This window comes from Rhodococcus sp. ACT016, from assembly GCF_050477185.1.
In the GTDB taxonomy this organism is placed as follows: Bacteria; Actinomycetota; Actinomycetes; order Mycobacteriales; family Mycobacteriaceae; genus Prescottella.
The window spans coordinates 800,955-824,902 of sequence record NZ_JBEAET010000001.1 but is presented as its reverse complement, the minus strand read 5'-3'; the positions used below and the strand labels follow the sequence as shown (position 1 = coordinate 824,902).

Annotated in this window: 31 protein-coding genes and 1 tRNA gene; 9 read left to right on the top strand and 23 right to left on the bottom strand. The window is 69.3% G+C overall.

Going from position 1 to position 23,948, the window contains the following annotated elements; all coding sequences use genetic code 11:
* Positions 1–127: 127 nt before the first annotated feature.
* The 3 genes from ACQ5DX_RS03950 to ACQ5DX_RS03940 form a co-directional block, all read right to left on the bottom strand.
* Complete coding sequence (locus ACQ5DX_RS03950; protein WP_430331376.1) at positions 128–556, bottom strand: DoxX family protein; 429 nt, start codon at positions 554–556, stop codon at positions 128–130.
* A gap of 90 nt (positions 557–646) precedes the next feature.
* Entirely contained in the window at positions 647–952 is a 306-nt protein-coding gene (locus ACQ5DX_RS03945; RefSeq protein WP_430335538.1) for a GntR family transcriptional regulator, read from the bottom strand.
* A 96-nt stretch (positions 953–1,048) separates the two neighbouring features.
* Positions 1,049–1,735: an NAD(P)-binding oxidoreductase gene (locus ACQ5DX_RS03940; protein ID WP_430331375.1), complete on the bottom strand. Its 687-nt coding sequence runs from the start codon at positions 1,733–1,735 to the stop codon at positions 1,049–1,051.
* 81 nt (positions 1,736–1,816) lie between these two features.
* Here ACQ5DX_RS03940 and arsC point away from each other — a divergent pair, with 81 nt between their 5' ends.
* The gene (arsC, locus tag ACQ5DX_RS03935; RefSeq protein WP_430335537.1) at positions 1,817–2,173 is read left to right on the top strand and encodes an arsenate reductase (glutaredoxin); all 357 of its coding nucleotides are present in this window, start codon (positions 1,817–1,819) and stop codon (positions 2,171–2,173) included.
* 8 nt (positions 2,174–2,181) lie between these two features.
* Here the strand turns inward: arsC and ACQ5DX_RS03930 are convergent, their stop codons facing one another.
* The gene (locus ACQ5DX_RS03930) at positions 2,182–3,408 is read right to left on the bottom strand and encodes an arginine deiminase (protein ID WP_430331374.1); all 1,227 of its coding nucleotides are present in this window, start codon (positions 3,406–3,408) and stop codon (positions 2,182–2,184) included.
* Between the two features lie 87 nt (positions 3,409–3,495).
* Here ACQ5DX_RS03930 and soxR point away from each other — a divergent pair, with 87 nt between their 5' ends.
* Complete coding sequence (gene soxR, locus ACQ5DX_RS03925; protein WP_430335536.1) at positions 3,496–3,957, top strand: redox-sensitive transcriptional activator SoxR; 462 nt, start codon at positions 3,496–3,498, stop codon at positions 3,955–3,957.
* A gap of 2 nt (positions 3,958–3,959) precedes the next feature.
* Here the strand turns inward: soxR and ACQ5DX_RS03920 are convergent, their stop codons facing one another.
* Genes ACQ5DX_RS03920 through ACQ5DX_RS03910 form a run of 3 tightly spaced genes read right to left on the bottom strand, consistent with a single transcriptional unit; the run spans position 3,960 to position 6,326 of the window.
* A complete protein-coding gene (locus ACQ5DX_RS03920; protein WP_430331373.1) occupies positions 3,960–4,472 on the bottom strand; it encodes a DUF2505 domain-containing protein in 513 nt (170 codons plus the stop codon).
* Positions 4,473–4,494: 22 nt separating this feature from the next.
* Positions 4,495–5,121: a response regulator gene (locus ACQ5DX_RS03915; protein WP_430331372.1), complete on the bottom strand. Its 627-nt coding sequence runs from the start codon at positions 5,119–5,121 to the stop codon at positions 4,495–4,497.
* A complete protein-coding gene (locus ACQ5DX_RS03910; protein WP_430331371.1) occupies positions 5,118–6,326 on the bottom strand; it encodes a sensor histidine kinase in 1,209 nt (402 codons plus the stop codon). Before ACQ5DX_RS03910 ends, ACQ5DX_RS03915 begins: the two co-directional genes overlap by 4 nt.
* A gap of 129 nt (positions 6,327–6,455) precedes the next feature.
* Here ACQ5DX_RS03910 and ACQ5DX_RS03905 point away from each other — a divergent pair, with 129 nt between their 5' ends.
* Entirely contained in the window at positions 6,456–7,523 is a 1,068-nt protein-coding gene (locus ACQ5DX_RS03905) for an ABC transporter permease (protein WP_430331370.1), read from the top strand.
* Between the two features lie 31 nt (positions 7,524–7,554).
* Positions 7,555–8,274: an ABC transporter ATP-binding protein gene (locus tag ACQ5DX_RS03900; protein ID WP_430331369.1), complete on the top strand. Its 720-nt coding sequence runs from the start codon at positions 7,555–7,557 to the stop codon at positions 8,272–8,274.
* On the opposite strand, the gene ACQ5DX_RS03895 is transcribed toward ACQ5DX_RS03900, so the two are convergent.
* Both ACQ5DX_RS03895 and ACQ5DX_RS03890 read right to left on the bottom strand, forming a co-directional pair.
* Positions 8,258–9,097, bottom strand: a complete 840-nt coding sequence (locus ACQ5DX_RS03895; protein WP_430331368.1) for an SDR family oxidoreductase — start codon at positions 9,095–9,097, stop codon at positions 8,258–8,260. The two genes, ACQ5DX_RS03900 and ACQ5DX_RS03895, sit on opposite strands and share 17 nt — an antisense overlap.
* Positions 9,098–9,223: 126 nt before the next feature.
* Positions 9,224–9,367, bottom strand: a complete 144-nt coding sequence (locus ACQ5DX_RS03890; protein ID WP_164877481.1) for a hypothetical protein — start codon at positions 9,365–9,367, stop codon at positions 9,224–9,226.
* A 233-nt stretch (positions 9,368–9,600) separates the two neighbouring features.
* Between ACQ5DX_RS03890 and ACQ5DX_RS03885 the strand changes: the two genes are divergently transcribed.
* On the top strand, positions 9,601–10,017 hold the full coding sequence (locus ACQ5DX_RS03885; RefSeq protein WP_430331367.1) for a helix-turn-helix domain-containing protein: 417 nt from the start codon (positions 9,601–9,603) through the stop codon (positions 10,015–10,017).
* A 144-nt stretch (positions 10,018–10,161) separates the two neighbouring features.
* Here ACQ5DX_RS03885 and ACQ5DX_RS03880 read toward each other — a convergent pair.
* From ACQ5DX_RS03880 to ACQ5DX_RS03860, 5 genes are all read right to left on the bottom strand, one after another.
* Positions 10,162–10,234 (bottom strand) — tRNA-Ala (locus ACQ5DX_RS03880).
* A gap of 188 nt (positions 10,235–10,422) precedes the next feature.
* A complete protein-coding gene (sepX, locus tag ACQ5DX_RS03875) occupies positions 10,423–11,244 on the bottom strand; it encodes a divisome protein SepX/GlpR (RefSeq protein ID WP_430331366.1) in 822 nt (273 codons plus the stop codon).
* A gap of 439 nt (positions 11,245–11,683) precedes the next feature.
* On the bottom strand, positions 11,684–12,319 hold the full coding sequence (locus ACQ5DX_RS03870; RefSeq protein WP_430331365.1) for a GNAT family N-acetyltransferase: 636 nt from the start codon (positions 12,317–12,319) through the stop codon (positions 11,684–11,686).
* A gap of 7 nt (positions 12,320–12,326) precedes the next feature.
* Positions 12,327–13,586: a molybdotransferase-like divisome protein Glp gene (gene glp / locus ACQ5DX_RS03865; RefSeq protein WP_430331364.1), complete on the bottom strand. Its 1,260-nt coding sequence runs from the start codon at positions 13,584–13,586 to the stop codon at positions 12,327–12,329.
* A gap of 51 nt (positions 13,587–13,637) precedes the next feature.
* Positions 13,638–14,561, bottom strand: coding sequence for a UTP--glucose-1-phosphate uridylyltransferase (locus tag ACQ5DX_RS03860; protein WP_430331363.1), 924 nt, complete (start codon positions 14,559–14,561; stop codon positions 13,638–13,640).
* A 60-nt stretch (positions 14,562–14,621) separates the two neighbouring features.
* Between ACQ5DX_RS03860 and ACQ5DX_RS03855 the strand changes: the two genes are divergently transcribed.
* The 4 genes from ACQ5DX_RS03855 (at position 14,622) to mscL (ending at position 16,913) form a co-directional block, all read left to right on the top strand.
* Positions 14,622–15,218, top strand: coding sequence for a 5-formyltetrahydrofolate cyclo-ligase (locus ACQ5DX_RS03855; RefSeq protein WP_430331362.1), 597 nt, complete (start codon positions 14,622–14,624; stop codon positions 15,216–15,218).
* Positions 15,219–15,339: 121 nt separating this feature from the next.
* Positions 15,340–15,630 (top strand): FmdB family zinc ribbon protein, encoded by a 291-nt coding sequence (locus ACQ5DX_RS03850; protein WP_430331361.1) that lies wholly within the window; start codon positions 15,340–15,342, stop codon positions 15,628–15,630.
* A 102-nt stretch (positions 15,631–15,732) separates the two neighbouring features.
* Positions 15,733–16,437 (top strand): RcpC/CpaB family pilus assembly protein, encoded by a 705-nt coding sequence (locus ACQ5DX_RS03845; protein ID WP_430331360.1) that lies wholly within the window; start codon positions 15,733–15,735, stop codon positions 16,435–16,437.
* A gap of 38 nt (positions 16,438–16,475) precedes the next feature.
* Complete coding sequence (gene mscL / locus ACQ5DX_RS03840; RefSeq protein ID WP_430331359.1) at positions 16,476–16,913, top strand: large conductance mechanosensitive channel protein MscL; 438 nt, start codon at positions 16,476–16,478, stop codon at positions 16,911–16,913.
* A gap of 25 nt (positions 16,914–16,938) precedes the next feature.
* Here mscL and ACQ5DX_RS03835 read toward each other — a convergent pair whose 3' ends face one another.
* The 9 genes from ACQ5DX_RS03835 to mrf form a co-directional block, all read right to left on the bottom strand.
* A complete protein-coding gene (locus ACQ5DX_RS03835; protein ID WP_430331358.1) occupies positions 16,939–17,154 on the bottom strand; it encodes a hypothetical protein in 216 nt (71 codons plus the stop codon).
* A gap of 29 nt (positions 17,155–17,183) precedes the next feature.
* Positions 17,184–17,678: a MogA/MoaB family molybdenum cofactor biosynthesis protein gene (locus ACQ5DX_RS03830; RefSeq protein ID WP_280762657.1), complete on the bottom strand. Its 495-nt coding sequence runs from the start codon at positions 17,676–17,678 to the stop codon at positions 17,184–17,186.
* Positions 17,679–17,773: 95 nt separating this feature from the next.
* Entirely contained in the window at positions 17,774–19,189 is a 1,416-nt protein-coding gene (locus ACQ5DX_RS03825) for a trypsin-like peptidase domain-containing protein (protein WP_430331357.1), read from the bottom strand.
* 163 nt (positions 19,190–19,352) lie between these two features.
* The gene (locus ACQ5DX_RS03820; protein ID WP_430335535.1) at positions 19,353–20,816 is read right to left on the bottom strand and encodes an ATP-binding protein; all 1,464 of its coding nucleotides are present in this window, start codon (positions 20,814–20,816) and stop codon (positions 19,353–19,355) included.
* The gene (locus ACQ5DX_RS03815) at positions 20,816–21,502 is read right to left on the bottom strand and encodes a response regulator transcription factor (RefSeq protein WP_430331356.1); all 687 of its coding nucleotides are present in this window, start codon (positions 21,500–21,502) and stop codon (positions 20,816–20,818) included. The genes ACQ5DX_RS03820 and ACQ5DX_RS03815 overlap by 1 nt, the downstream gene beginning before the upstream one ends.
* 67 nt (positions 21,503–21,569) lie before the next feature.
* The gene (locus ACQ5DX_RS03810; protein ID WP_430331355.1) at positions 21,570–22,181 is read right to left on the bottom strand and encodes a trimeric intracellular cation channel family protein; all 612 of its coding nucleotides are present in this window, start codon (positions 22,179–22,181) and stop codon (positions 21,570–21,572) included.
* A 33-nt stretch (positions 22,182–22,214) separates the two neighbouring features.
* Positions 22,215–22,388: a 50S ribosomal protein L32 gene (gene rpmF, locus ACQ5DX_RS03805; RefSeq protein WP_430331354.1), complete on the bottom strand. Its 174-nt coding sequence runs from the start codon at positions 22,386–22,388 to the stop codon at positions 22,215–22,217.
* Between the two features lie 3 nt (positions 22,389–22,391).
* The gene (locus tag ACQ5DX_RS03800) at positions 22,392–22,661 is read right to left on the bottom strand and encodes a type B 50S ribosomal protein L31 (RefSeq protein WP_430331353.1); all 270 of its coding nucleotides are present in this window, start codon (positions 22,659–22,661) and stop codon (positions 22,392–22,394) included.
* On the bottom strand, positions 22,658–23,923 hold the full coding sequence (gene mrf / locus ACQ5DX_RS03795; protein ID WP_430331352.1) for a ribosome hibernation factor-recruiting GTPase MRF: 1,266 nt from the start codon (positions 23,921–23,923) through the stop codon (positions 22,658–22,660). The genes ACQ5DX_RS03800 and mrf overlap by 4 nt, the downstream gene beginning before the upstream one ends.
* Positions 23,924–23,948: the final 25 nt, after the last annotated feature.

The window sequence follows — 23,948 nt, the reverse complement described above, 5'->3', positions numbered from 1 at the left end:
GATGTCGGTAGCGTGCACCGGATGTCCAGGACGCCTCTGACCATCACGATGACGGTCGAGAGACGCGCAAGCACCCGGACGCTCGCGGCGGCGTCCGGGTGCTCGGTGCAGTTCTGTCCGGGCGCGCCTACGCCGCGGACAGGATGCGCGAGTTCTTGCCGACGAACGCGTCGACGCTGACCTTGCCGGCGCCGACGCCCGCGATCAGCAGCGATCCGACACCGAGTGCGAGCACCAGTTCGAAGCCGCCGTCACCGACGAAGACGCCGTTGCCGACGTGGACGAGGAAGAACGCCCCGGCCATGTTCAGGAACAGCAGGACACCGGCGATGCGGGTGGCGAACCCGATGAGCAGCAAGATGCCGCCGACGAGTTCGATCGTGGCGGCGACGATCGCCGAGACGTCGGCGAGCGGAATGTCCATGCCGGCGAAGGCCGCCTGGGTGCCGGAGATGCCCCAGTCGAAGAACTTCTGCCAGCCGTGGGCGATGAAAATGACACCGATGCCGACGCGGGCGATGAGCACGGTGGCATCGCGGAAGGCCGTGGAATTCATGGGAGTCCTCAGGGTGGATCGGACGCGCGAAGTCGCGCGCTGGAGTGTCCCCACTCTGACACTTTTAAGTTGAAGCGTCAACTAAACGTGTCACGCGCCCTTGAGTGCGGTCGCGACGAAAGCCGCCGCGTCCTCGTCGGACATACCCAGACGACGGACTGTCGACACATACTCCGTCGCGGCCTGCTGCGCCTTGGTCCGCGTCGGATCGCCGGTCGCCGCGATGAACGAACCGAGCCGACCGCGCGTCTCGATCACCCCGAGTTGTTCAAGTTCCCGATAGGTGCGGGCCACCGTGTTCGGCGCGATTCCCAGGTCGGCGGCCAGCTTGCGCACGGTCGGGATCTTGGTCCCGGCGACCAACTCCTCGCTGCGCACGAGTTCGAGGATGCGCATGCGCAGTTGTTCGAACGGCGGTGTCGCAGCATCGTGGTCGATCTCGATCTCCACCGGCGTCCCCGTTCCTCGTCCCTGCCGATCCAGCCCGTGAACTCACGGTATCGCGGCGACGGCGTCCTGAACCGGAATCGAGCCCTCCGTGAGCATCAATGTGCGGCCCACCGCCCGGGGCGCGCGGTCACCCTCCCTCGATCCGAGCAGGGCCGCGATCACCGCCGCGACGTCGGCCCGCGGAACCGTCCCGCGCTCCAGCGGCGGCTCGGTGAGTGTCACCTCCCCGGTCGGCTCGTCGTCGGTGAGCCCGCCGGGCCGCAGGATCGTCCAGTCCAGCCCGTCACGCCGGCGCAGATCCTCCTCCGCGGCCGACTTCGCGATCAGGTACGCGGCGAACACCTCGTCCGTGCCCGCCGGAACCGACTCCCCCGCACCGAACGAGCTGACCTGCACGAACCGCCTGACCCCGGCCCGCTCGGCCGCATCGGCCAGGAGCACCGCCGCACCACGGTCGACGGTGTCCTTGCGGGCCGCACCACTGCCCGGTCCGGCACCGGCCGCGAACACGACGGCGTCGGCGCCGCGGAGCGTGTCCGCGACCTCGTCGACGGTCGCGTGTTCGAGGTCCACGATCACCGGAAACGCCCCGAGTGCCCGGACCGGGCCCTCGTGATCCGGGTTGCGGATGAGCGCCACCGCCCGGTCCCCCGAGGCGGTCAGCAATTTGATCAAGTGACGGGCAACCTTGCCGTGCCCGCCGGCGATGATGACGCGTCGATCGGTCATGGTGGACTCCTCACACTGGTTTCGACATGACGTGCGCGCTCTCTGCCATTGTCCCCGTGCACAATGACTGACATGGCAGGCATGAACGACTCCGCGAAGACCGCAACGATCTACCACAACCCGCGCTGCAGCACGTCGCGGAACACCCTGAAACTCATCGAGGACGCCGGCATCGAGCCCACCGTCGTCAAGTACCTGGAGACGCCGCCGTCGCACGACGGCCTGCGCAAGCTGCTCGACGACGCCGACCTGCGCCCCAGCGAGGCCATCCGCAAGAAGGAGGCGCTGTACAAGGAGCTCGGGCTGGCCACGGCGTCGGAGGACGAACTGCTCGACGCGATGGTCGCCAATCCGATCCTGATCGAACGCCCCATCGTGGTGACCGACCTCGGCACCGTGCTCGCGCGGCCGTACGAGAAGGCCCGCGAGATCCTGTAGTCCACCGGTCAGGCCAGCGGACCGCGTGCGAGTGGACACGACATGCACCGCGGTCCGCCCCGGCCGGACCCCAGCTCCGACCCGGAGATGCGCAGCACCTCGATGCCCGACGCCTCCATCCGGGCATTCGTCTCGACATTGCGCTCGTAGGCCACCACCACACCGGGCCCCAGCGCGAGTGTGTTGTTGCCGTCGTCCCACTGCTCGCGTTCGGCGGTGACGTGGTCGAGGCCGGTGTCGATCACGCGGAGTTTGCCGATACCCATCGCCGCCGCGGCCGCGTCCAGGAACGGCTCCGGGCCACCGATGCAGACGACCCCGTCCTCACGTCGAATCGTGAACGCCGACAACGTCTCCCGCACCGCCGGATACATCACCACCGCGTCCGAGTCGACCATGGTCAGCACGGTGTCCAGGTGCATCGACGCGCGCCGCTGCTCGATCGGCACCGCAAGCACCGTATGCGCCAGACCGTCCTCGAAGACGCTGCGCGCCAACGCTTCCGCACCCGCCGGCGTGGTCCGCTCCCCCACTCCCACCGCGATCACCCCGGGTGCAAGGAGCAGCACGTCACCGCCCTCGACCGGAGCCGTGTGCGATTCGTAGGCGCGCCGCACGCCACGAAATCGCGGATGGTGCGCGTAGATCAGGTCGGTGAGCGACGCCTCGCGCACCCGGGCGGGCAACGCGAGCGACGTGATCGCGACGCGCCCGCCGACCCAGAACGACGAGTCCCGGGTGAAGAGCAGGTTGGGCAGCGGATCGATGACGAAGTCATGACCGTGGTGCATCAGCCGCACCAGCGACGGTGTCGCGGCCCCCGTTCCGATCGGCAGCTCGTCGAACGTCATCCCCGCGGTGAGGATCGTGGCCAGCTCGTCACCCGGGACTCCTCGCAGGTGCGCGGCCAGATCCTGCGCGAGCGCGTGGCCGAGCTTGCGCGGGTCGACCGCGGCCGAGATGCCCTGCATCCGCGCCGCGCCGCTGGTCGTCAGGGTCTCGGCGAGCAGGTCGGAGAGCAGCAGCACCTCGACACCGCGGCGGCGCAGCAGGTCTGCGAACGCGTCGTGTTCCTCCTGTGCACGATCCACCCACGGCAGGCCGTCGAACAGCAGTTGGTCGTTGTTGCGGGGCGTCAGGCGCCGGAGCTCGTCACCGGGGCGGTGGAGCAGGACCGCCCGCAGCGCCCCGACCTCGGTGTCCACACCGAGGCCGGACGTCTCCCGCACGCTCATGGGTAAACGGTAGTCCCGCGCGCGGCCGTCGGCATCCCGCAATCCTCGACTATGGTCGAGGTTGTGGGCTCGGGAAAGGCGGACATCGTGGACAAGCCCGAATGGAACACCAAGGAGCTCACCCCCGGACAACTGTCCGAGCGCAGCGGCGTGGCGGTGTCGGCACTGCACTTCTACGAACGCGAGGGCCTGATCTCGAGCCGCCGCACCAGCGGCAACCAGCGCCGCTACAAGCGGGAGGTGCTCCGCCGGGTCGCGTTCATCCGGTTGTCGCAGCGCGTCGGTATCCCCCTCGCCGAGATCCGCGACGCCCTCTCGACCCTGCCCGACGGCCGCACGCCCACCCGCAACGACTGGGCGCGCCTGTCGACCCGCTGGCACGCCGACCTCGACCGCCGCATCGAGCAGTTGACCCGGCTGCGCGACGACCTCACCAACTGCATCGGCTGCGGGTGCCTCTCACTCGCGAGCTGCACGCTGGCCAACCCGCACGACGAACTGGGCAGCGAGGGTCCGGGCGCCCGCGTGATCGACGTCGAGGTGGACTGAGGTCACGCGCCGTCGCCGTCCAGGCGGCTCTGCGCCTCGCTGCGGTCGCGCTCGATCATCTGGGACACCATCTGACGCGCCAGCAGCTCGATCTGCCCACCGACCAGCGGGATGCGCACCGTGATGGTGCCGCGCACGTCGAGCACCGACCCCGCCCCGTTCGGGCGCAGCGCGTACTGCCCGTCGATCGCGACGGGGATCCCGGTGGAGCGCCCGGTGACCAGCCCGTTCGCGGCGCCGGCGTCGACGGGCCGCCATGCGTCGACCCGCTCCATCCGCACCTCACCGCGAATCACCTTGCGCACCAGGGCCGGAAAGTTGTCCGTATCGACGGTTTCGGTCATCGTCACCGTCACGACCGGTTGCCCGTCGTCGTCCATCGTCTCGTCGACGCGCACCGCCGCACGCGCCCCCTCGGCCGCGCGCGAGCGCCAGTAGTCCTCGTCGATCAGCAGCGCATGCACGCGCTCGACGGGATGATCGAACTCGGCCGAGAACTCGAATCGCTTCGGCATGCCGCCGACGGTACCGGATCGATCAGGCGATGAGGCCGCGTTCGCGGGCTGCGGCGACGGCGGCCGTGCGACTGTCGACGTCGAGTTTCGTGAACGCGTGCACCAGGTGCGACTTCACGGTCGCCTCACTGACGAACAGCTGCTTCGCAATTGCCCGATTCGACAGCCCCTGGGCCACGAGCGCCAGCACCTCGATCTCACGCGCACTCAGGTCGGCACGCGGTTGCTGCATCCGCCGATACAGCCTCTGCGCCACCTCGGGATCGAGCACCGTCTCGCCGCGCGCGGCGGCGAACACCGAGTCGATCAGCACGTGCGGGGCGGTGTCCTTGAGCAGGTAGCCGGACGCGCCCGCCTCCACCGCCCGCAGGATGTCGGCGTCGGTGTCGTACGTCGTGAGCACCACCACCCGCGGCGGCTCGGGCACCGCGGTGATCTTCGCCGTCGCGGTCGCCCCGTCGATGCCGGCACCGAGTCGCAGATCCATCAGCACCACATCGGGTTTCGCGGTCGCCGCCAACGCCACCGCCTCCTCGCCCGACGACGCCTCGGCCACCACCTCGACCCGGTCGTGCGACGCCAGCAACGCACGCAGTCCGGCACGCACCACCGGATGGTCGTCGACCAGGAGGACCCTGACCTCGCTCACGCCGGCCTCCCGACGGGAAGCGTTGCGGCAACCGCTGTTCCGTCACCCGGAGCGGACTCGACCACCAGCGTGCCGCCCAGCTCTGCGAGCCGATCCCGCATCGCTCGCAGACCGAACCCGCCGGCCTCGCGCTGGTCGAAGCCGACCCCGTCGTCGACGATGTCGAGGCGCACCTCGTCGGCCGCGTAGCTCAGCGTCAGCCGCACCCGCCGCGCCTGCGAGTGCAGGCGGACGTTCGCGAGCGCGCTCTGCGCCACCCGCAGCAGGGCCACGTCGTAGTCCATCGAGAGTGCTGCCTGCGCGCCATCCGTGACCAGTTCCCCGGTGATACCGGTCTGGTCGGACAGTTGGTCGAGCAATCGACGCAGTGCCGACTCGAGCGGTGCCGACTCGAGGTCGGCGGGCGCGAGAGCGGCCACCACCCGGCGGGCCTCGACGAGATTCTGCTGCGCGGTGTCGGCGATCTGCGTGAAGATCGGCCCGGTCTCGGTGCCACGCAGCCCCGCGCGCGCGAGCAGCAGGATCGACGAGAACCCCTGCGCGAGCGTGTCGTGGATGTCGCGGGCCAGCCTGGACCGCTCGGCCAGTGCGCCCGATTCCCGTTGCAGCGCAACCAGTTCGTCCTGCGCACCGAGGAGCTCACGATGAGCCTCGGTGAGCTCGTCGACCAACACCTGCCGCTCCCTCGCCTCTCGCACCAACTGCTCGTACACCATCGCCATGCCGGCGGCGACCGCCGCTCCGATCACGGGTCCCAGGATGGACGCCATCGTGTTGGACACGCCGTGCCACAGGCTCGCCCCGATCGACACCGCCGTCAGCGCCGCCGTCGCGCCGAGCGCCCGCGGGATCGACAGGAGATGGAAACACAGGAAGAACAGCGCGAACGAGACCCACACGAAGTCGGGGTTCGAGGCCACCAGCACCAGCCAGCCGAGGACGAGGATCGCGAGCCACGCCCGCCCCGACGCCTTGTCCGCCTTGCCGCCACCCCGGCCGCGCTCGACGAAGAAGACCCCGCACACGTACCAGCCGAGTTCGGCGCCCGCGAGCACCACGATCCACCAGCCGTGGAGACCCTGCGAGGCGATCACCCGTCCGACGCCGACGGCGAGCAGGAGCACGAACAGGAGGTGCGCGCCGATCCGCATCGCGCGCAGCACCGGGGCGACACCGCCCGGGTGGTACGCGTCAGAGGTCTGCATTTCACTCACGCTAACACCGCCGACACGGCCTCAGCCGCCCGCGCACCGCCATCTCCAACTTTCGATGGACCAGGGAACTCAACCGATGTGCGATGCCCCGGACCCCTCCTCCACGCGAGGGTGGATGACATGTTCCTCAGTATTCGAGATCTCCGCTTCGCCAAGGGCCGATTCACCCTCATGAGTTCGGCTCTGTTCCTGATCTCTCTGATGGTCGTCATGCTGTCAGGGCTGACCACAGGACTGGGCAACCAATCGATCGCCGCCGTGAAACACATCGGCGCCGATCGTTTCGCATTCGGCGAGCCCGCCGAAGGCCAGTCGCTCTCGTTCGGCGAGTCCACCGTCACCGAACAGCAGCGAGACACTCTCGCCGCTACGACCGGCGTCGACGAGGCCGCCGTCATCGGCATCGCGCCGGTCCGGATCACCGTGGGGAGCCGGGAGGTGGCGGCGTCCGCGTTCGGCGTCGACGGCCACTCCTTCGCCGCCCCGGTCCCGCTCGACGCCGGGTCGGCCGCAGTCGACGCCGACCTCGCGAAGGACAACGGATGGGACGTCGGCAGCCGAATCACCATCGGCACACAGACGTTCACCATCACCGCGCTCGTGGACGACTCCTTGTACAGCCACCAGCCCGTGGTGTGGATCGACCACGAGATGTGGACGCAGCTGCCGTCCGCAGGCGGCAGCGACGGCACCGTGATCGCGCTGCGCACGTCGGGCGGATTCGACGCGGACAGCGCCGCCGCCGCGACCAAGACATCGATCACCGACGAGAAGGGCGCCCTCAACGCGATCGGCTCCTACACGTCCGAGCGCGGGTCCTTGCTGCTCATGCAGGTGATGCTGATGACCGTCAGCGCCCTCGTGGTCGGCGCGTTCTTCACCGTCTGGACCATCCAGCGCAGCCAGGACCTCGCGGTCCTCAAGGCCGTCGGCGCGTCGACGAAGTACCTGCTCAAGGACGCCCTCGGCCAGTCGCTGATCGTCCTCGTGATCGGCGCCGGCCTCGGCACCCTCGCCGCGGTGGGACTGGGCGCGGTCGCGTCGCAGTTCGTGCCCTTCACGCTGACGCCGTCCAGCACGCTCGTCCCGTTCGTCGCGCTGATCGTCATGGGCATGGTGGGCGCCACCGCCGCCCTGGCCCGCATCGTCTCGATCGACCCGCAGGCTGCGCTCGCGACCGCCCGCTGAGCCGGCCGACCACTCCCGAAAGGACATCCCCATGAGCATCGACCTCCGCGACATCGTCCTCACCTACCCCGACGGCGACACCCGAATGCGCGCCCTCGACGACGTGAGCCTCCGCGTGGACCGCGGCGAACTGGTCGCCGTCACCGGCCCGTCCGGGTCGGGCAAGTCGAGCCTCCTCGCGGTTGCCGGGCTGCTGACCTCGCCCGACTCCGGCACCGTGGCCATCGACGGGACCGATGTCACCGGCCTCGACCGCGCGGCCCGCACCGACGTGCGCCGCGAGAAGCTCGGCTTCGTGTTCCAGCAGTCGAACCTGCTGCCGTCCCTCACCGCGACCGAGCAGCTGCAGATGATCACCCACCTGAACGGCGGCTCGGTCCGCGAGAGCCGCCGGCGGGCCCGGGACCTGCTCAGCAGCCTCGGGCTGGAGGGCCAGCTGGACCGGCGCCCGAACCAGCTCTCCGGCGGACAGCGTCAGCGGGTGGCGATCGCCCGATCGCTCGTGAACGACCCGGCGGTGCTGTTGGTCGACGAACCGACCTCGGCGCTGGACGAGGACCGCAGCCGGGAGATCGTCGCGCTGCTCGCGGACCTCAGTCGGGAACGCTCGGTCGCGACGGTCATGGTGACCCACGACCTCAGCCAACTCGACCTCGTGGACGCGGCGTACGAGATGCACAGCGGGGCGCTGCGGCCCCGGGCCGCATCCGTTCCCGCCGGCGTTGCCGCCTCCGCTACAGGAGCTTGCTGAACTGGTCGTTGGCCTTCTGCATGACGAACTCGTACGGCGGAGCGAACTTGCGCGCCCACCAATACCCGAATCGGACGTCCGGAGAGGTGTAGACCATGAAGCGGTTCTTCTCGATGCCGGCGAGAATGCAGGCTGCCACCTTCTCGGGTGTGACCGCACGCTTCTCGAACCGACGGGTGAGCTTCTCCACTCGCGGGTCGGACCGGTCCACCCCGGCGATCTGCACGGTGCCCACGAGCGGCGTGCGGACTCCGCCGGGTACGACGAGGCTCACCCCGATCCCGTGCCGCTTGAGGTCGAACCGCAGCACCTCGGAAACTCCCCGCAACCCGAACTTGCTGGCGCTGTAAGCGGCATGCCAGGGCAATGCCAGCAAGCCGGCCGCCGAGGACACGTTCACCAGGTGCCCGCCCCGTCCGGCGGCGATCATCGGCGGCACGAACCGCTCGATGATGTGGATGGGTCCCATCAGGTTGACGTCGACCATCGACTTCCAATGCCGGTGTTCGAGGTTCTCGACGGTGCCCCATGCCGAGATGCCCGCGACGTTCATCACGATGTCGAGGCTGCCGAACTGGTCGTCGATCTCGTCCGCGAAGGCCGTGACCGCATCGAAGTCGGAGATGTCGAGGGCACGCGAGAAGCTGACGGTCCCGCCGGCGCCACCGATGACGGCGACTGTCTCGGCGAGGCCGACCTCGTTCACGTCGGTGAGGAACAGGTGGGCGCCACGGGCGCCGGCTGCGATCGCAGTCGCCCGGCCGATTCCACTGGCAGCCCCGGTGATCAGGCATTTCTTGCCGTCGAGCGTCTTGATCGCCATCGCGTGCAGTCCCCCACCTTCGCCGATCGGTTCGGTCCGTGTCGGCAGTGTACGTGGCGCACGCCACTTACGCGCTCGACGAGTCCGGCGCCGACGACGGCGGCGCCGGAGGTCGTGGGACGAGCACTACAGGCGCTGGGTCATCTCGTCCTGGTAGTCGCGGATGGTCTTCTCGATCCCGTCCGCGTCCTCGGGACGACCATGGCTGCGCGCATCGTCCGCCCGCTCACGCAGCACGCGAATCGCCCGGCGCAATTCGTTGTCGCTCATTCTGCGGTCCATGGGTCCCAGTTTCCACGGAGGCACCCGCATTTTCCAGGATCCGACGATCCCGGACCAACATCGTTACCGCCAACCGACACAACGAGCTATCACAAGGTTATTGGCGTGCCAAGGCACTGTTCCAACGTCTCGAACGGGGCAATGAAGTCGTCCTCCGAACGGTCGACCAATTGCACCTTTCGAGCTACCCGCCGGTTATTCTCGGTGCTACTATCGTCGCGATGTCTGACTTCGCCGCACGGCTCAACAAGCTCTTCGATACCGTCCACCCTCCCGGCCGGAAACCGCACACGAACGCAGAGGTGGCGAACGCCCTCATCGCCGACGGCCACCAGATCTCCAAGCCGTACATCTCGCAGCTGCGTTCGGGCCAGCGGTGCAACCCGTCGGACGAGACCGTGGCGGCTTTCGCGAAGTTCTTCAAGGTGAAGCCGGCGTACTTCTTCAACGACGTCTATGCGTCCAAGGTCGACCACGATCTCGAGCTGGTGTCGCAACTGCAGGGCTACGGGCTCCGCCGACTCACGACCCGCGCCTTCGACCTGTCCGAGGATTCGCAGGCGCTCCTGACCACGCTCGCAGAGAAGCTGCGGGCCGCCGAGGGCCTCCCCGAGATCCCGCCGGACGCATCCCGCTAGTAGAACCACGACCCACCGGACCGATCCGGCGCGAGCGCAGTCACCGTACCTGGCGCCGGACATCGAGACATCGACGCGAAGCCCCCAGACGAAGCTCCAGACACGAGAAAGGCCCCCTCCCGAAGGAGGGGGCCTTTCTCATTGTGGAGCTGAGGGGAATCGAACCCCTGACCTCTTCGATGCGAACGAAGCGCGCTACCAACTGCGCCACAGCCCCGAACCACGGTCTTGCTTTCGCTGACCGCTCGGAAACTGTAACAGGACATCACCCCGGATAACGAATCGCCTGGTCAGGCGCAGTCGGCGCTCGGTACGGAGCACTCGGCAAAAGGAAAGGGCGCCCGGCCACCGTACTGGTGGCCGGGCGCCCTGCGTTCTCGGCGGCTACGCGGAGCCGCGAGAGCATCACATCCCTGACGCGCGCCGCATCCCGTCGTCACGGTAGCCGTCGTAGCCGCGCCCGTCGCCGTACTCGGCGGCCTCGACGTCGTAGTGCTCGAGATGGTCGAACGCCGGATCTCCGTCGTCGACCTCGAGCACCACGGCCCCGGCGCGCCGCAGCCGCGACGGCACCAGACGCAGTTCCTCGTCGGTGTCGGACTCCACGCCCAGGCGGGAGCGGCCGAGGCGCGCCATCCGCCGACGACGAATCTCCTGCTCGAGGTGCACCTGACGCCGCAGGTACGCCATGTAACCCACGAACCCGAGCGCAGCGGCGGCGAACACCCACCACATGACGGGGGTGACGGCGATCGCGAGCGCCGCCGTGATGATCGCCGCGAACACGAGACCGAGCACGGCACGCTGCCGGAACTGGTACCGGGCCGCTCGGGCGATGGCGTCGGCCTCGGGGTCGAACCCTCCGCGACCGCGCCGATTCGGCACGAAATCCCGCGAAGCGCCGCGCTCACGGTCCATCTCGTCGTCCATCATCTCGGAGTCGGCGTGAACATCCATTCGGTCCTCCGCGTGTGTTCCGTACGTGTCGTCGTCGCCGTGTGTGTCACTGCTCTGCGAAGTCGGTCCGTGTTCCCAGTTCGGATCACTGCGATGTCCCGCCGCCGGACCACGAGCCGGCCGAGTCGCGCCGCCACGGAACAGCACTCGAGTGGCGAGCGCCGCATCCGTCGTCTGCCGGATCCGAGGCCGCTTACTGACAAGCATCGGAACGAGGACGAACAGCCAGACGGCAACCAGCGCGATCCAGATGATCGAGGAACTCGGCATACCGGCGACCTCCTCCCATTCGTCTACCAGCACTGATGACGCCCTTGACCAGTTCAGGGTAGTGGCATCCACCCCGTCAACGCCGCAGACGCGCCGACTCAGCTTTCGCAGGTGTCACACCCGTCACTCGATTATCACCTCTCGAGAACGAAATTGCAGCCTCGAGATTCGTGGACGCCGTCACACCGTCAATCCGACGGACCCGATCGCCCGCCCGGGCACGGATCGCACCCCGCCACCCTTCGGAAACGAATTCCGACGATTCACGCATCGACGAGAATCGGTACCAGATCGCGGCCGATCCGAATTGTCGGCCTTCGCCTGTCGAATTCTCGAAGAACAAGTCGCCGAAATCCGCGCGAGTGATCGAGATCGAATATCGCAAACCGCGGTGGCGCCTACCGAAACTCGAGCCTTTCCGAGTGCGAGCCGGGCCACGCTACACCCAGTCGGCGCGCCCCTCGCGCACGAGCCGATCGGACACCGAACCCGGTACCTCCTCGACCGTCATCGCCACCAACAGGTGGTCCCGCCACTGGCCGTCGACGTCGAGATACCGTCGCAACAACCCCTCCTCGCGGAATCCGGCATGCCGGAGGACCGCCTGGCTGGCCAGATTCTCGGGCCGTACGGTGGCCTCCACCCGGTGCAGCATCATCGGTCCGAAGCAGTGGTCCAACCCGAGCGCGAGCGCCGCCGTCGCAATCCCCTGCCCGCCGACCTCCTTGGACACCCAGTAGCCGATCCACGCCGAGCACAGGGCCCCCCGCACGATGTTGCCGACCGTGATCTGGCCGCAGAAGCTGCCGTCGAGTTCGATGGCCATGGGCAGCATCCGCCCCTTGCGGGCCTCCGCGCGAAGACTCGAGCACAAACCCGGCCACGCGGTGATGTGATGCCGGTCCACCCACGACGCCTGCCCGGTCGGCTCCCACGGCTCGAGGTGTTCCTGATTCTCGATCCGCAGCCGACTCCAGACGGCGGCGTCCCGCAGTCGGATGGGCCGCAGTGTCACTCGTCCCGCCGGTACCCGTAGGGGGCCGACCCGAGCGGGCCAGCCCGGATGCACCGACATCGAGCGCTCAGCCCCGCTGCGCAAGGAAGGCGACTTCCACCTGTTCGCCGGCCCGGATCTCGGTGACGTCCGGCTCGACCAGAACCAGACAGTTGGCCTCGGCCAGCGTCGCGAGTAGATGCGACGACGCACCCGGAGCCCCGCCGAGCGCCTGGACGAGGTACTCCCCTGTCCCCTCGTCGCGCATCAACTGCCCGCGCAGAAAACCCTTGCGGTCGGCGATCGACGTGATGGGGCTGACCGTCTTGGCGGTGACGATCCTGCGCATCGGCTGGCGGCGACCCAACGCGATGCGGATGAGCGGCCGGACCATGACCTCGAAGACCACCAGTGCGCTCACCGGGTTGGAGGGCAGCAGGAACGTCGGCACCTCGTCACGTCCGAGCTGCCCGAAGCCCTGCACCGAGCCGGGATGCATCGCCACCCGCTCCACCTCGAGATTCCCGAGGTCGGCGAGCGCATCGCGAACCTCGTCGGAGGCGCCACCGCCGACGGCCCCCGCGATCACGACGATCTCCGAACGGATCAGCTGCCCCTCGACCACCTCGCGCAGACGGCGCGGGTCCATCGTCGCGATGCCGACCCGATTGACGTCGGCGCCCGCATCACGGGCGGCGGCCGCGAGGGCGTAGGAGTTGACGTCGTAGACCTGCCCCGGCCCGGGGGTTCGGTCGATGTCGACGAGCTCGCCGCCGACCGAGATGACCGACAGGCGCGGCCGCGGGTGCACCAGGACCTTGTCCCGGCCGACCGCGGCGAGCAGTCCCACCTGCGCGGCGCCGATGATCGTGCCGGCGCGCACCGCGACGTCGCCCGGCTGGACGTCGTCGCCCGCGCGACGGACGTAGTCGCCCGACCGGACCGGCTTGTAGACCTTGACCCGGGCATGCCCGCCGTCCGTGCGATCCATGGGCAGCACCGCGTCGGCCAACGTCGGTAGCGGCGCACCCGTGTCGACCCGCACCGCCTGACGCGGCTGTAGGCGGATCGGCTGGCGCGAGCCCGCGGTCACCTCGCCGACGACGGGCAGGGTGAGCTCGGTGGGCTCGCCGTCCTCACCGCGGATGTCGGTTCCCGCGGCGAGGACGTCGACGCTGCGTACGGCGTACCCGTCGATCGCGGCCTGGTCGAAGCCCGGCAGTGGCCGTTCGGTCACCACTTCTTCGGCGCACAGCAATCCCTGTGCCTCGGAGATCGCGACCCGGACGGGCCGGGGCGCGACCGCGGCAGCAGTGACTCTCGATTGCTGCTCCTCAACCGAGCGCATGTGGTTCCTCGTCCTCCCGACCGTGTCGACCCGACCCTGTACTACCGGCTGCTAATCGCCGGACGGCTGCTGGAGACGCTCGGTCAACCACTCGCGCAGAGACGGGCCGTACTCCTCGCTGTTCAACGCAAAGTCAACCGCAGCCCGCAGGTAGCCGCCGGGATTTCCCAGATCGTGTCGAGTTCCGCGGTGGACCACGACGTGGACCGGGTGTCCCTCCTCGATCAGCAGCGCGATCGCGTCGGTGAGCTGGAGCTCACCGCCGGCACCCGGGGTGATCCGGCGCAATGCGTCGAAGATCGCCCGGTCGAGCAGGTAGCGACCGGCCGCCGCGAACGTCGACGGCGCGTCCTCCATGGCCGGCTTCTCGACCATGCCGGTGACCTTCAGGACGTCCGGGTTGGTGGTGTCCGGCACGGTCTCGACCTCGAACACGCCGTAGGCACTGACCTGATCCTTCGGCACGTCGATCGCACACAGCACGGTGCCACCGCGCTTGGCCCGGACGCGGGACATCGTCTCGAGCACGCCACGCGGCATCACCAGGTCGTCGGGCAGCAGGACCGCGATGGCGTCCTCGTCCGCGTCGAGGACTGCCTCGGCGCAGCTGACGGCGTGACCGAGCCCGAGGGGCTGTTCCTGGATGACGGACTCCACCTCGAGCAGTCCCGGGGCCTTCCGAACCTTCTCCAGGAGGTGGTACTTGCCGCTGGCTTCGAGCTTGCTCTCGAGGACGAGGTCCTCGACGAAGTGGGCGACGACGCCGTCCTTGCCCGGTGAGGTCACGATGACCAGACGGTTGGCTCCGGAGTCCGCCGCCTCTCCCGCCACCAATTCGATACCGGGGGTGTCGACCACCGGAAGTAACTCCTTCGGCACGGTCTTCGTCGCAGGTAGGAACCGGGTTCCCATACCTGCAGCGGGAACGACCGCCGTCCGAAAGCACCTGTTGTCATTGGTGACGGCATCTGTCATAACTCACCACCCTATCCACCGGCCCCCGCGGCCGGTCGGAGCGATCCTAAGGTGGCGATCATGAATGTGCCGACCAAAGCGGAATGGCGGACCCGTGTGCTAAGCGAGCGCAAGGCGGTGCCGCCCGAGACCAGGCGTGCCGAGGCGGCGGCGCTGGTCGAGTTCGTCACATCGGTGCCGACCGACCCGATGGTCGGTACCACGGTCTGCGCGTACGTCCCGGTCGGCACCGAGCCCGGCTCGCTGGAGATGCTCGACGCGCTGCGCGATTCGGGACGTCGGGTCCTGCTGCCGGTGACCGGCGTTCCCGGACCGCTGGAGTGGGCCGAGTACACCGGCCGAGACGACCTCGTCGCGGCCGGCTACGGGCTGCGCGAGCCGAGCGGTCCGGTGTTGCCGTCCGCCGAGGTCGGGACCGCTTCCGTGGTCCTCGTGCCGGCGCTGGCCGTCGACGAAACGGGCGTCCGGCTGGGTCGGGGCGCCGGTTTCTACGACCGCACGCTGGGGATGGCGCACCGCGGCGCGATGCTCGTCGCCGTCGTCCGCGACAGCGAGTTGGTGCCGCGCCTGCCGGGTGATCCGCACGACGTGGCGATGACCCACGCGCTCACACCCGGTCGCGGGCTGGTGCGTCTCGGGGCGGGCGATCCGGAGTAATCGCCAGGTGGGCCCGATGCCGTCGGAATAGTCGGCTGGTTCGCGCTGTTGGCACTGTCGACTGTAGAGTGCCAACACCTGCGGTTTGACTACACCATGCGCTACACCTGCGGAGGACTCAGTGCCCACCTACTCGTACGCCTGCACCGAGTGCGACAACCGATTCGACATCGTGCAGTCGTTCACCGACGACACCCTGACCGTCTGCCCGGAGTGCTCCGGCAAGCTCCGCAAGCTGTTCAACTCGGTCGGCATCGTCTTCAAGGGCAGCGGTTTCTACCGCACCGACAGCCGCGGCGGATCGAGCACCGCCAGCGAACCGGCGAAGAAGAGTGAGTCCACGTCCACCACGTCGTCCTCCTCGACCCCCAGCTCGTCGTCGAGCTCCTCGGCGCCGGCCGCCGCCAGCTGATCCACCACAGGTTCTCCACAGCCCCTCCTTCATCCACAGGCGGGCTGAAAACCGCGGTTCCGACAGGATCGGACCACCCTTCCCGGGCCTACCGTTCCCGCCATGCCTCACGACCTGTTCCGGCGGCGCACGACCGACCACAGCAGATCGCTCGCTCCGACTCTCGGTGACCGACTCGGTCGGCTGCTGCGGCCCGGCTGGGCCCGGACCGATGCCGCACGGCGGATCGCCGCGGCGGGACTGGTCGTCGTGGCCTTCGTTCTCTTCGTCCGCGACAACCGCGGTGACATCGGTGAACCTGCCGTCGTAGCGGCGCACGATCTCACTCCCGGGCACGTCGTGACGTCCGACGACGTCCGCACCACTGCGCGGTCGCGCGCCGACCTTCCCGACGGCTCCGTCGACGACCCCACCGCAGTGGTGGGGCGCACGGTGTCCTCCCCCGTCCGTGCCGGCGAGATCTTCACCGATGTTCGGTTGCTCGGGCCACGCCTCGCCGAGGCGGCCGTGGGGTCGGTCGATGCCCGTGTAGTTCCCGTCCGCCTGTCCGACGCCGGGCTCGCCGAGTTCATTCGCGAGGGCGACCGCGTCGACGTCCTCACCGTCGACGGGAGTCGCGCGGCCGATACGTCCCAGCCGCGCGCGGCAACGATCCTCGCGTCCGGTGCGACAGTCGTCCTCGTGTCCGGCGAACAGCAGTCGGGTCCACGACGGGACCAGGTGGTGATGCTCGCGCTACCGGCGCCCGAGGCAAGTGCTGTCGCGGCGGCGTCGCTCACCGACGCGATCACGGTGACGCTGCACTAGCCTCGCCCGGGTCGGGAAACAGACAGATAGGACATCACGTGCTCAAGGGATTCAAGGACTTCCTGCTCCGAGGAAACGTCATCGACCTCGCGGTCGCGGTCGTCATCGGCGCCGCGTTCACCGCGATCGTGACCGCGTTCACCAGCAACATCGTCAATCCGCTGGTGGCCGCGGTCGGCGGCTCCGAAGATCACGCGTGGGGCTTCAACGTCATCGCCGGGAACCCCGAGACATTCGTCAACATCGGCGCCGTGGTGACCGCGATCATCAACTTCGTCATCATTGCCGCGGTCGTCTACTTCGTGCTCATCGTGCCCGCGAACGCCGTCAAGGCCCGCTTCGCGACGGAGAAAGAAGACACGAAGGCGAGCGAGGCGGACCTGTTGATCCAGATCCGAGACATCCTGGCCGAGGGCCGCATCGGCGAGTCCGCCGGTGGTGACACGGACGGCAAGCACACCCGAGTCCTCGACTAGAGGGCGCCGGGGCGGCTGCGATCGGTCAGCCGTGGTGCGGCGGCACCTGACGTCGCAGCCACTCGTCCTGGCCACCGTCCGAGGACGCGGCACCGTCGCGGGAGCGTTCGTCGGACGTCTGCTCCGGCAGGACGGTCCCGAAAATGGCGTCCAGACGGGCCCGATCGATGCGGGTCCGCCTGGACGTCGACGACGCCCGGCTCGCTGCCTCCGAGCCGGTGTCCGTCTTTCCTTCCGACATTTGTGTTGCTGCCGCCCTACTTGTTCCTCTTATTCGTCGATGCTGGACAGCTGCCCGATGACGTGGCTCGCCAGCGGGGTGAGCGTCGCCATACCGTCGCGCACCGCGGCGCGGGACGACGCGAGGTTGACCACCAAGGTGCTCCCGGAGATCCCGACGAGTCCCCGCGAGATGACGGCGTCGACCGCACCGGCCGCGAGTCCGGAGGACCGCAGTGCCTCGCTGATGCCCGGCAGTTCGCGGTCGAGCACCTCGGCGGTGGCGTCGGGGGTCACGTCGCGCGGCGAGACACCCGTGCCGCCGACCGAGATCACCAGGTCGACACCACCGATCACCGCGGTGTTGAGTGCGTTCCGGATCTCGACCTCGTCCGCGGTCACCGCCACCGTCGCGTCGACCAGGAAGCCGGCCTCGGTGAGCAGTTCGGTCACGAGCGGTCCGGTCGAGTCGACGTCGCCGTGCGCGGTTCGGTCATCGACGATCACGACGAGCGCGCGTCCGGCGAGCGGTGCTTCGAGTTCCATGGCCCCTACCGTAGTGGCAGCCCCCGGCAGCCCGCCCGACAGTGTCGGGAGCGGCGTGAGATTCCGAGCCGGGGGCCGGTGGTGACCAGATTCCATCAACGCCCGCTCTGGGTCTGGGTGCCGAGCTGGACGTCGACGGTCTTGGCGTTGCCCGCGCTGTCCTTGTAGGTGACCTTGACGGTGTCGCCCGGGGCGTGGGACCGGATGGCCGCGATCAGCGAGTCACCGGTGGTGACGATCCGGTCGTCGACCTTGGTGACGATCGCACCCTTGGGGATGCCTGCCTTCTCCGCCGGCCCACCGGGCGTGACGTCGACGATGGCCGCACCGTCGGTGGTCTCCTTGGCGGACACCTGCACGCCGATGATCGCCTGCGTCGCCTTGCCGGTCTTGACGAGTTCGTCGGCGATCCGGCGGGCCTGGTCGACCGGGATCGCGAAGCCGAGACCGATCGATCCGCCCTGACCACCGGCGGTCGCGATCGCGGTGTTGATCCCGATCAACTGCCCGTTCATGTTCACCAGCGCTCCGCCCGAGTTGCCGGGGTTGATCGCGGCGTCGGTCTGGATCGCGTCGATGACGGTGTTCTGGTTGCCCGTCTCACCGCTGGTCGACACCGGCCGATCGAGGGCCGAGATGATGCCGGACGTGACGGTGCCGGCGAGGCCGAGCGGCGAACCGATCGCGACGACCTGCTCCCCCACCTGGACACCGTCCGACGAGCCGAGCTCGATCGGGGTCAGGTCCGACTTGCCCTGGGCCTTGATCACCGCGATGTCGGACGTCGGGTCCGTCCCCACCAGTGTCGCGGGAGCAGTGGTGCCGTCGGCGAAGGCGACCATCAGCTTGCCGTCGGAGCCGCCGCCGGACACCACGTGGTTGTTGGTCATGATCAGGCCGTCGGACGACAGGATCACGCCGGACCCTTCGCCCTCGCCTCGACTACCGGCCACCTGGATCTGGACGACGGTCGGCACGACCTTGGCCGCGACCGCCTGCACGGAACCCTCCGGCGCGTTCGACGCCGGGCTGGTGCTGACCTTGGGGGCGTTGAGCGCGTTCGACACCGGGGCGTTGCTGCCGCCGTTCGACGACGTCGCGATGGAGCCGACGGCACCGCCGATTCCGCCGCTGACCAGGGCCAGCGCGATGGCACCGGCGATCAGCGTGGTCCGGCCCACCCGGCGCGGCTCGGAAGCCACCGGCGCGCCCGTGGTCGGCAGGGTGCCGGTGGTTCCAACCCCGGGGAACTGCTCGGTCGGCTGGTATCCGGCCTGGTAGCCGGGCTGCGTGTAGCCCTGGTCGGGGTGGCTCGCAGCACCCGGGTATCCGGGGGTCTGGGACTGGTAACGCCACGGTTCCTGCGGTGCGGAATGGTGTCCGGCCGCGTGGTAAGGGTGACCCGGCTGGGGGGTCTGGGGGTTGCCCTGCTGAGGGTTGCCCTGCTGGGGGTTGCCCTGCTGCGAAGCACCCTGGTCGGGGCCACCGTGGGGGTTACGGTCGTCGCTCATCGCACCGCCTTCGTTCATGACCGCCTGGGTGGGCGGCTCTGGTCCGGTCGTTGACTTCAGACTGCCCGGCACGGCTGAGAAGCCCCTGAGACGCCGCTTTCAGTTTCCCGTGTCCTTGCCGCGAATACCACCACGGCTCCGCCGGACGACCCGAACGACCGGTTCAGCGGGCGTCGGCGTCGGGTTCGCCCGGCAGCACGATGCGGATCCGGGCACCACCGCGATCGGACGTCTCGACGGCGATCGTGCCGCCGTGTTTGACGACCACCTGCCGGACGATGGCCAGACCCAGCCCCGATCCGGGCATCGACCGCGACGCGGTGGCCCGGTAGAACCGCTCGAAGACGAGTTCACGCTCCTCGACCGGGATGCCGGGGCCGGCGTCGTCGACGGTGAGCTCGAGCAGTCGGTCCCCGATCTGACGCATGGTGACGTCGACGCGTTCGCCGGACGGGCTCCACTTCGCCGCGTTGTCGAGGACGTTGAGCACCGCCCGGGACAGACCAGCGTGGTCCCCGTAGACGAACCACGGGGTGGTGACGGCCTCGAAGTCGATCTCGTTGCGCCGTCGTCGGGCCTTCTCCAGCGAGCGCTCCACGACCTCGCGGAGGTCGACGAGTTCGAAGATCGTCTCCGGCGCGTCCTCGCGGGCGAGGTCCACTAGGTCACCCACCAGCGTGGACAATTCCTCGATCTGGGCCATGACGTCGGCGCGGAGTTCGGCCATGTCCTGGTCCGGAATGTGCGGTGCCCCGGGCCGACTCGACGCGATGAGCAGTTCCATGTTGGTGCGCAGCGACGTGAGCGGGGTGCGCAGTTCGTGCCCGGCGTCGGCGACGAGCCGGCCCTGCCGCGCCCGCGACTCGGCCAGCGCACGCAGCATCGTGTTGAAACTGTCTGTCAGGCGGGCCAGTTCGTCGTTGCCGGTCACGGGGATCGGTGTGAGGTCGTCGGTGCGGGCGACGCGTTCGGCCGCCGCGGTGAGTCTCGCGATCGGTCTCAGACCGGTCCGGCCGACGGTGGTTCCGGCGGCCGCCGCCAGGACCACACCACAGCCGCCGACGACGAACAGCACCCACGCGAGGCGGTCGAGAACGTCCTTGGTGGGCTGCAGTCGCTGCGCGATCACCAGGGTGCTGCCGTCGCGGGTGCGTTCGGCGAGGACGCGGTTGTCCTCGACCGTCCGCAGCGAGAAGTCCCGCTGGCCGCGCGCCACCGCCACTTCGGGTGCGCCGATCGGCACCGCCGAACCCGGTGGGATGTACTTGTTCAGGTCGGGAAAGATCAGCGCCACACTGATATCGCTCGTGTACAGGGTCGCGCCCGCGATGTACCGCGGGTCGAAGGTGATGAGGTCGTTGTCGACGATCGCCGACGCGCGCGACTGCAATTGCTTGTCCACGTCGGCGTACAGGGCCCGAGAGACGACCGCGTAGGCGGCGACGGCCATGACGGCCACCGCGATGGCGACGACCGACGCCGCGAGCAATGTCACACGCCACCGCAGCGACACCGACCGCGTCAGCGGCATCGGCGGACGCATCTCGTGCCGGGGCGGCGGCATCGGCCCGATCGGCGCGTTCGGGCCGTGGGGGCGGTCGCCCGCCCGGTTGAAGGGCGTGACCATCACGGGGGTGTCTCCCGCAGGACGTAGCCGACTCCGCGGACGGTGTGGATCAATCGGGGTTCGCCGTCGGCCTCGGTCTTGCGGCGCAGGTAGCCGACGTACACCTCGAGCGCATTGCCCGACGTCGGGAAGTCGTACCCCCACACCTCCTCGAGGATGCGGCTGCGCGAGAGCACCCGGCGCGGGTTGGCCATCAGCATCTCGAGCAGCGCGAACTCGGTGCGGGTGAGGCTGATCGAACGGCCGCCGCGGGTCACCTCGCGGGTGACCGGGTCGAGGGTGAGGTCCTCGAACTGCATCGTCTCGGACTCCTCGCCGGGGGCGGGGGCCGCGCGGCGCAGCAGCGCACGCAGTCGCGCGAGCAGTTCCTCGAGCGCAAACGGCTTGGGCAGGTAGTCGTCGGCGCCGGCGTCGAGGCCGGCCACCCGCTCGGACACCGAATCACGCGCTGTGAGCACGAGGATGGGGAGGTCGTCGCCGGTGCTGCGTAGCCGTCGGCACACCTCGAGCCCGTCGAGGCGCGGCATCATGACGTCGAGCACCAGCGCGTCGGGGCGCGAAGCGGTCACCTTCTCGAGCGCATCGACACCGTCCACGGCGAGGTCGACGGTGTAGCCGTTGAAGCTGAGAGACCGTCGCAGCGACTCGCGGACCGCTCGGTCGTCGTCGACCACCAAAATGCGCATGCCGACATTTTGGCCCCGCCGACTGAGATCCCGCTGAGAGGTACCCGGTGAGCAGACGGCGTGTCGCTCACTCGCGGGGCATCCGGGGCCCCGGCAGGCTCCACCGCCGCCACATCGCGACCAGTCGCAACGTCGTGGCGACGACCGTGCCGAGCACGAGGGACGCGTCGTGGCTCATGCCGACCGACGATCCCACGACGACCAGCGCCGCGCCCACCAGTGCGGGAATGGCGTACAGGTCCCGGTGCAGCAGCAGCGGGACCTCGTTGACCAGGACGTCGCGCAGGACGCCGCCGCCGATCGCGGCGGTCGCCCCGATCAGGGCCGACGCGAGCGGACCCGCGTCGGCCTCGAGGGCGATCGCCGCTCCGGTGCTCGCGAACAGCCCCATGCCCAGCGCGTCCAGCACGAGGATCTCGCGCCGGAGTCTCCCCAGTGCGGAGTGCACGAAGAACACGATCACCGACGTCGCGGCGGCCGTCCCGAACAGCGGCCAACTGGTCAGCGACGTGGGCGGATGGATCCCGAGCAGCACGTCACGGACGATGCCGCCGCCGATGCCGGTGAACACGCCGACCACGCACACCCCGAAGATGTCGAAGCGCTTGCTCACCCCGACCAGGGCTCCCGACGCGGCGAACGCCACGATGCCCACCAGTTCGAGGATCTTCAGCAACACGCGGACAGGGTCGCACGGAGGCGGCGCGCACGATCACAGGCGTGTCGGATCGACCACACCGAGTCGCACGGCGCGCACGAGCCGGCGCGGTACCCGGAACCTCTCCCCACCCACGGTGACGGTGACCAGGTCCGGGGCAGTCGCCTTCCACTGCGCGCGACGGCTGCGGGTGTTGGCGCGCGACAGGCGCCGCTTCGGTACCGCCACCGCTCAGCCCTCCCGACTTCCGCGACGGACCCGGCGTCCGTACCGGCGCTCGAACTTCTCGACGCGGCCTTCGGTGTCGACGATGCGGTCCGCGCCGGTCCAGAACGGGTGGGACGCGCTGGTGACGTCGACGACGACGAGCGGGTAGCTGCGGCCGTCCTCCCATTCCACGGTGCGCTCGCTGCGGGCCGTGGACCTGCTCAGGAACGCCGTGCCGGTGTTGGCGTCCTGGAACACCACGGGTCGGTAGTCGGGGTGGATTCCGGTTTTCACGATGTCGTTTCTCCATTCTTCTCGAGCGCGCCGAGAGCGGTCGGCGCGCAGGGGTCGGTGTGGAACTCGCCGAACGGGTCGTCCCAGGTGTGCCACGCCTCCTCGTCGGCGAGTTCACGTTCGGTGAGCAGCGCCCAATCGAGCGCCGCGGTGATCGCGGTGGGTTCGGCGTCGTGGACGAGGACGACGATCGAGGTGTCCCGGTCGCCGAAACGGTCATCCCAGCGCAGGGCGGCGAGCGCGCGCCGCTCGGCGTCGACGTCGCGCTGTTCGTCGTCGGTCATGTCCGCGAGCCAGCGGTCGGCCGCGGCGACCCGCAGTCCCCCGCCCGCCGATTCGAGCCACAGCGCGACGTCGGGCCGGGTCGCGAGCCAGAGCCGGCCGCGGGCGGTGACGACGCCGTCGAGCAGGACGTCGATCGCCTCGTGCAGGCGCCCGGGATGGAACGGCCGCCGCGCCGTGAACTCGACCAGCGCGACCCCGTGGTCGACGTCGAGCGGCGGTCGGCCTCGGAGCAGCGGCGAGTGGGCTCCGTCGACGCGACCGCGCCGGGCGTCGGCGCCGACGCGCGCCAGCAGCGCCGGACCGTCGGCCGCCGCGGAGATCGGACTACCGGGCGCGAGCCTCGCGAGCACCGCCGCCACCCGGTGGGTCACCCAGGGATCGGCGACGTGGTCGTCGACGACCAGCGCGTCGGCGAACGCCACTTGCCCGACGGCGACCTGCGCGACGGTCCGGTCGTCGTCGAGATCGTCGTCACCGGTCGCAGCCTCCCACCACGCCTCGGCGTCCAGGCAGGTCACGACGGCCTCGACCCGGACGTCACGGCCCGCGGGTCCGTCGAGTTGTCCGACGACGCCGACCACCGGGACGTGCTCGACCGCCCAGCACACCGCCTCGGGCTCGAGCGCGGGGTCGAGCTCGAGGACGATGCGGCCGACCGAGCTGCGGGCGTGCAGTCGCCGCAGCAACGGCAGCAGGTCGTAGCGGAGCGTGCACGAGACGCACCCGTGGGCCAGTTCGAGGACCTCGGTGGTCACCTCGGGCGCATCCGCCGGCCCGCTCGTGAGGGTCCGACGCAGGACGCCCTGGCCGAGGTCAGCGAGGTCGTGTCGCACCACGACGGTGGGCGTCTCCCGGTCGCCGAGGAACGAGTGCGCGGTCTCGTGAACCGGCCCGCTCCACCCGCTCACGACGATCAGCGGGGTGCGGCCGTCCGGCTTCGCAGCCACAATCCAGCCCCTTTCGAAAACGATTGTCATTAACGATTAGCGAGACTACACTCAG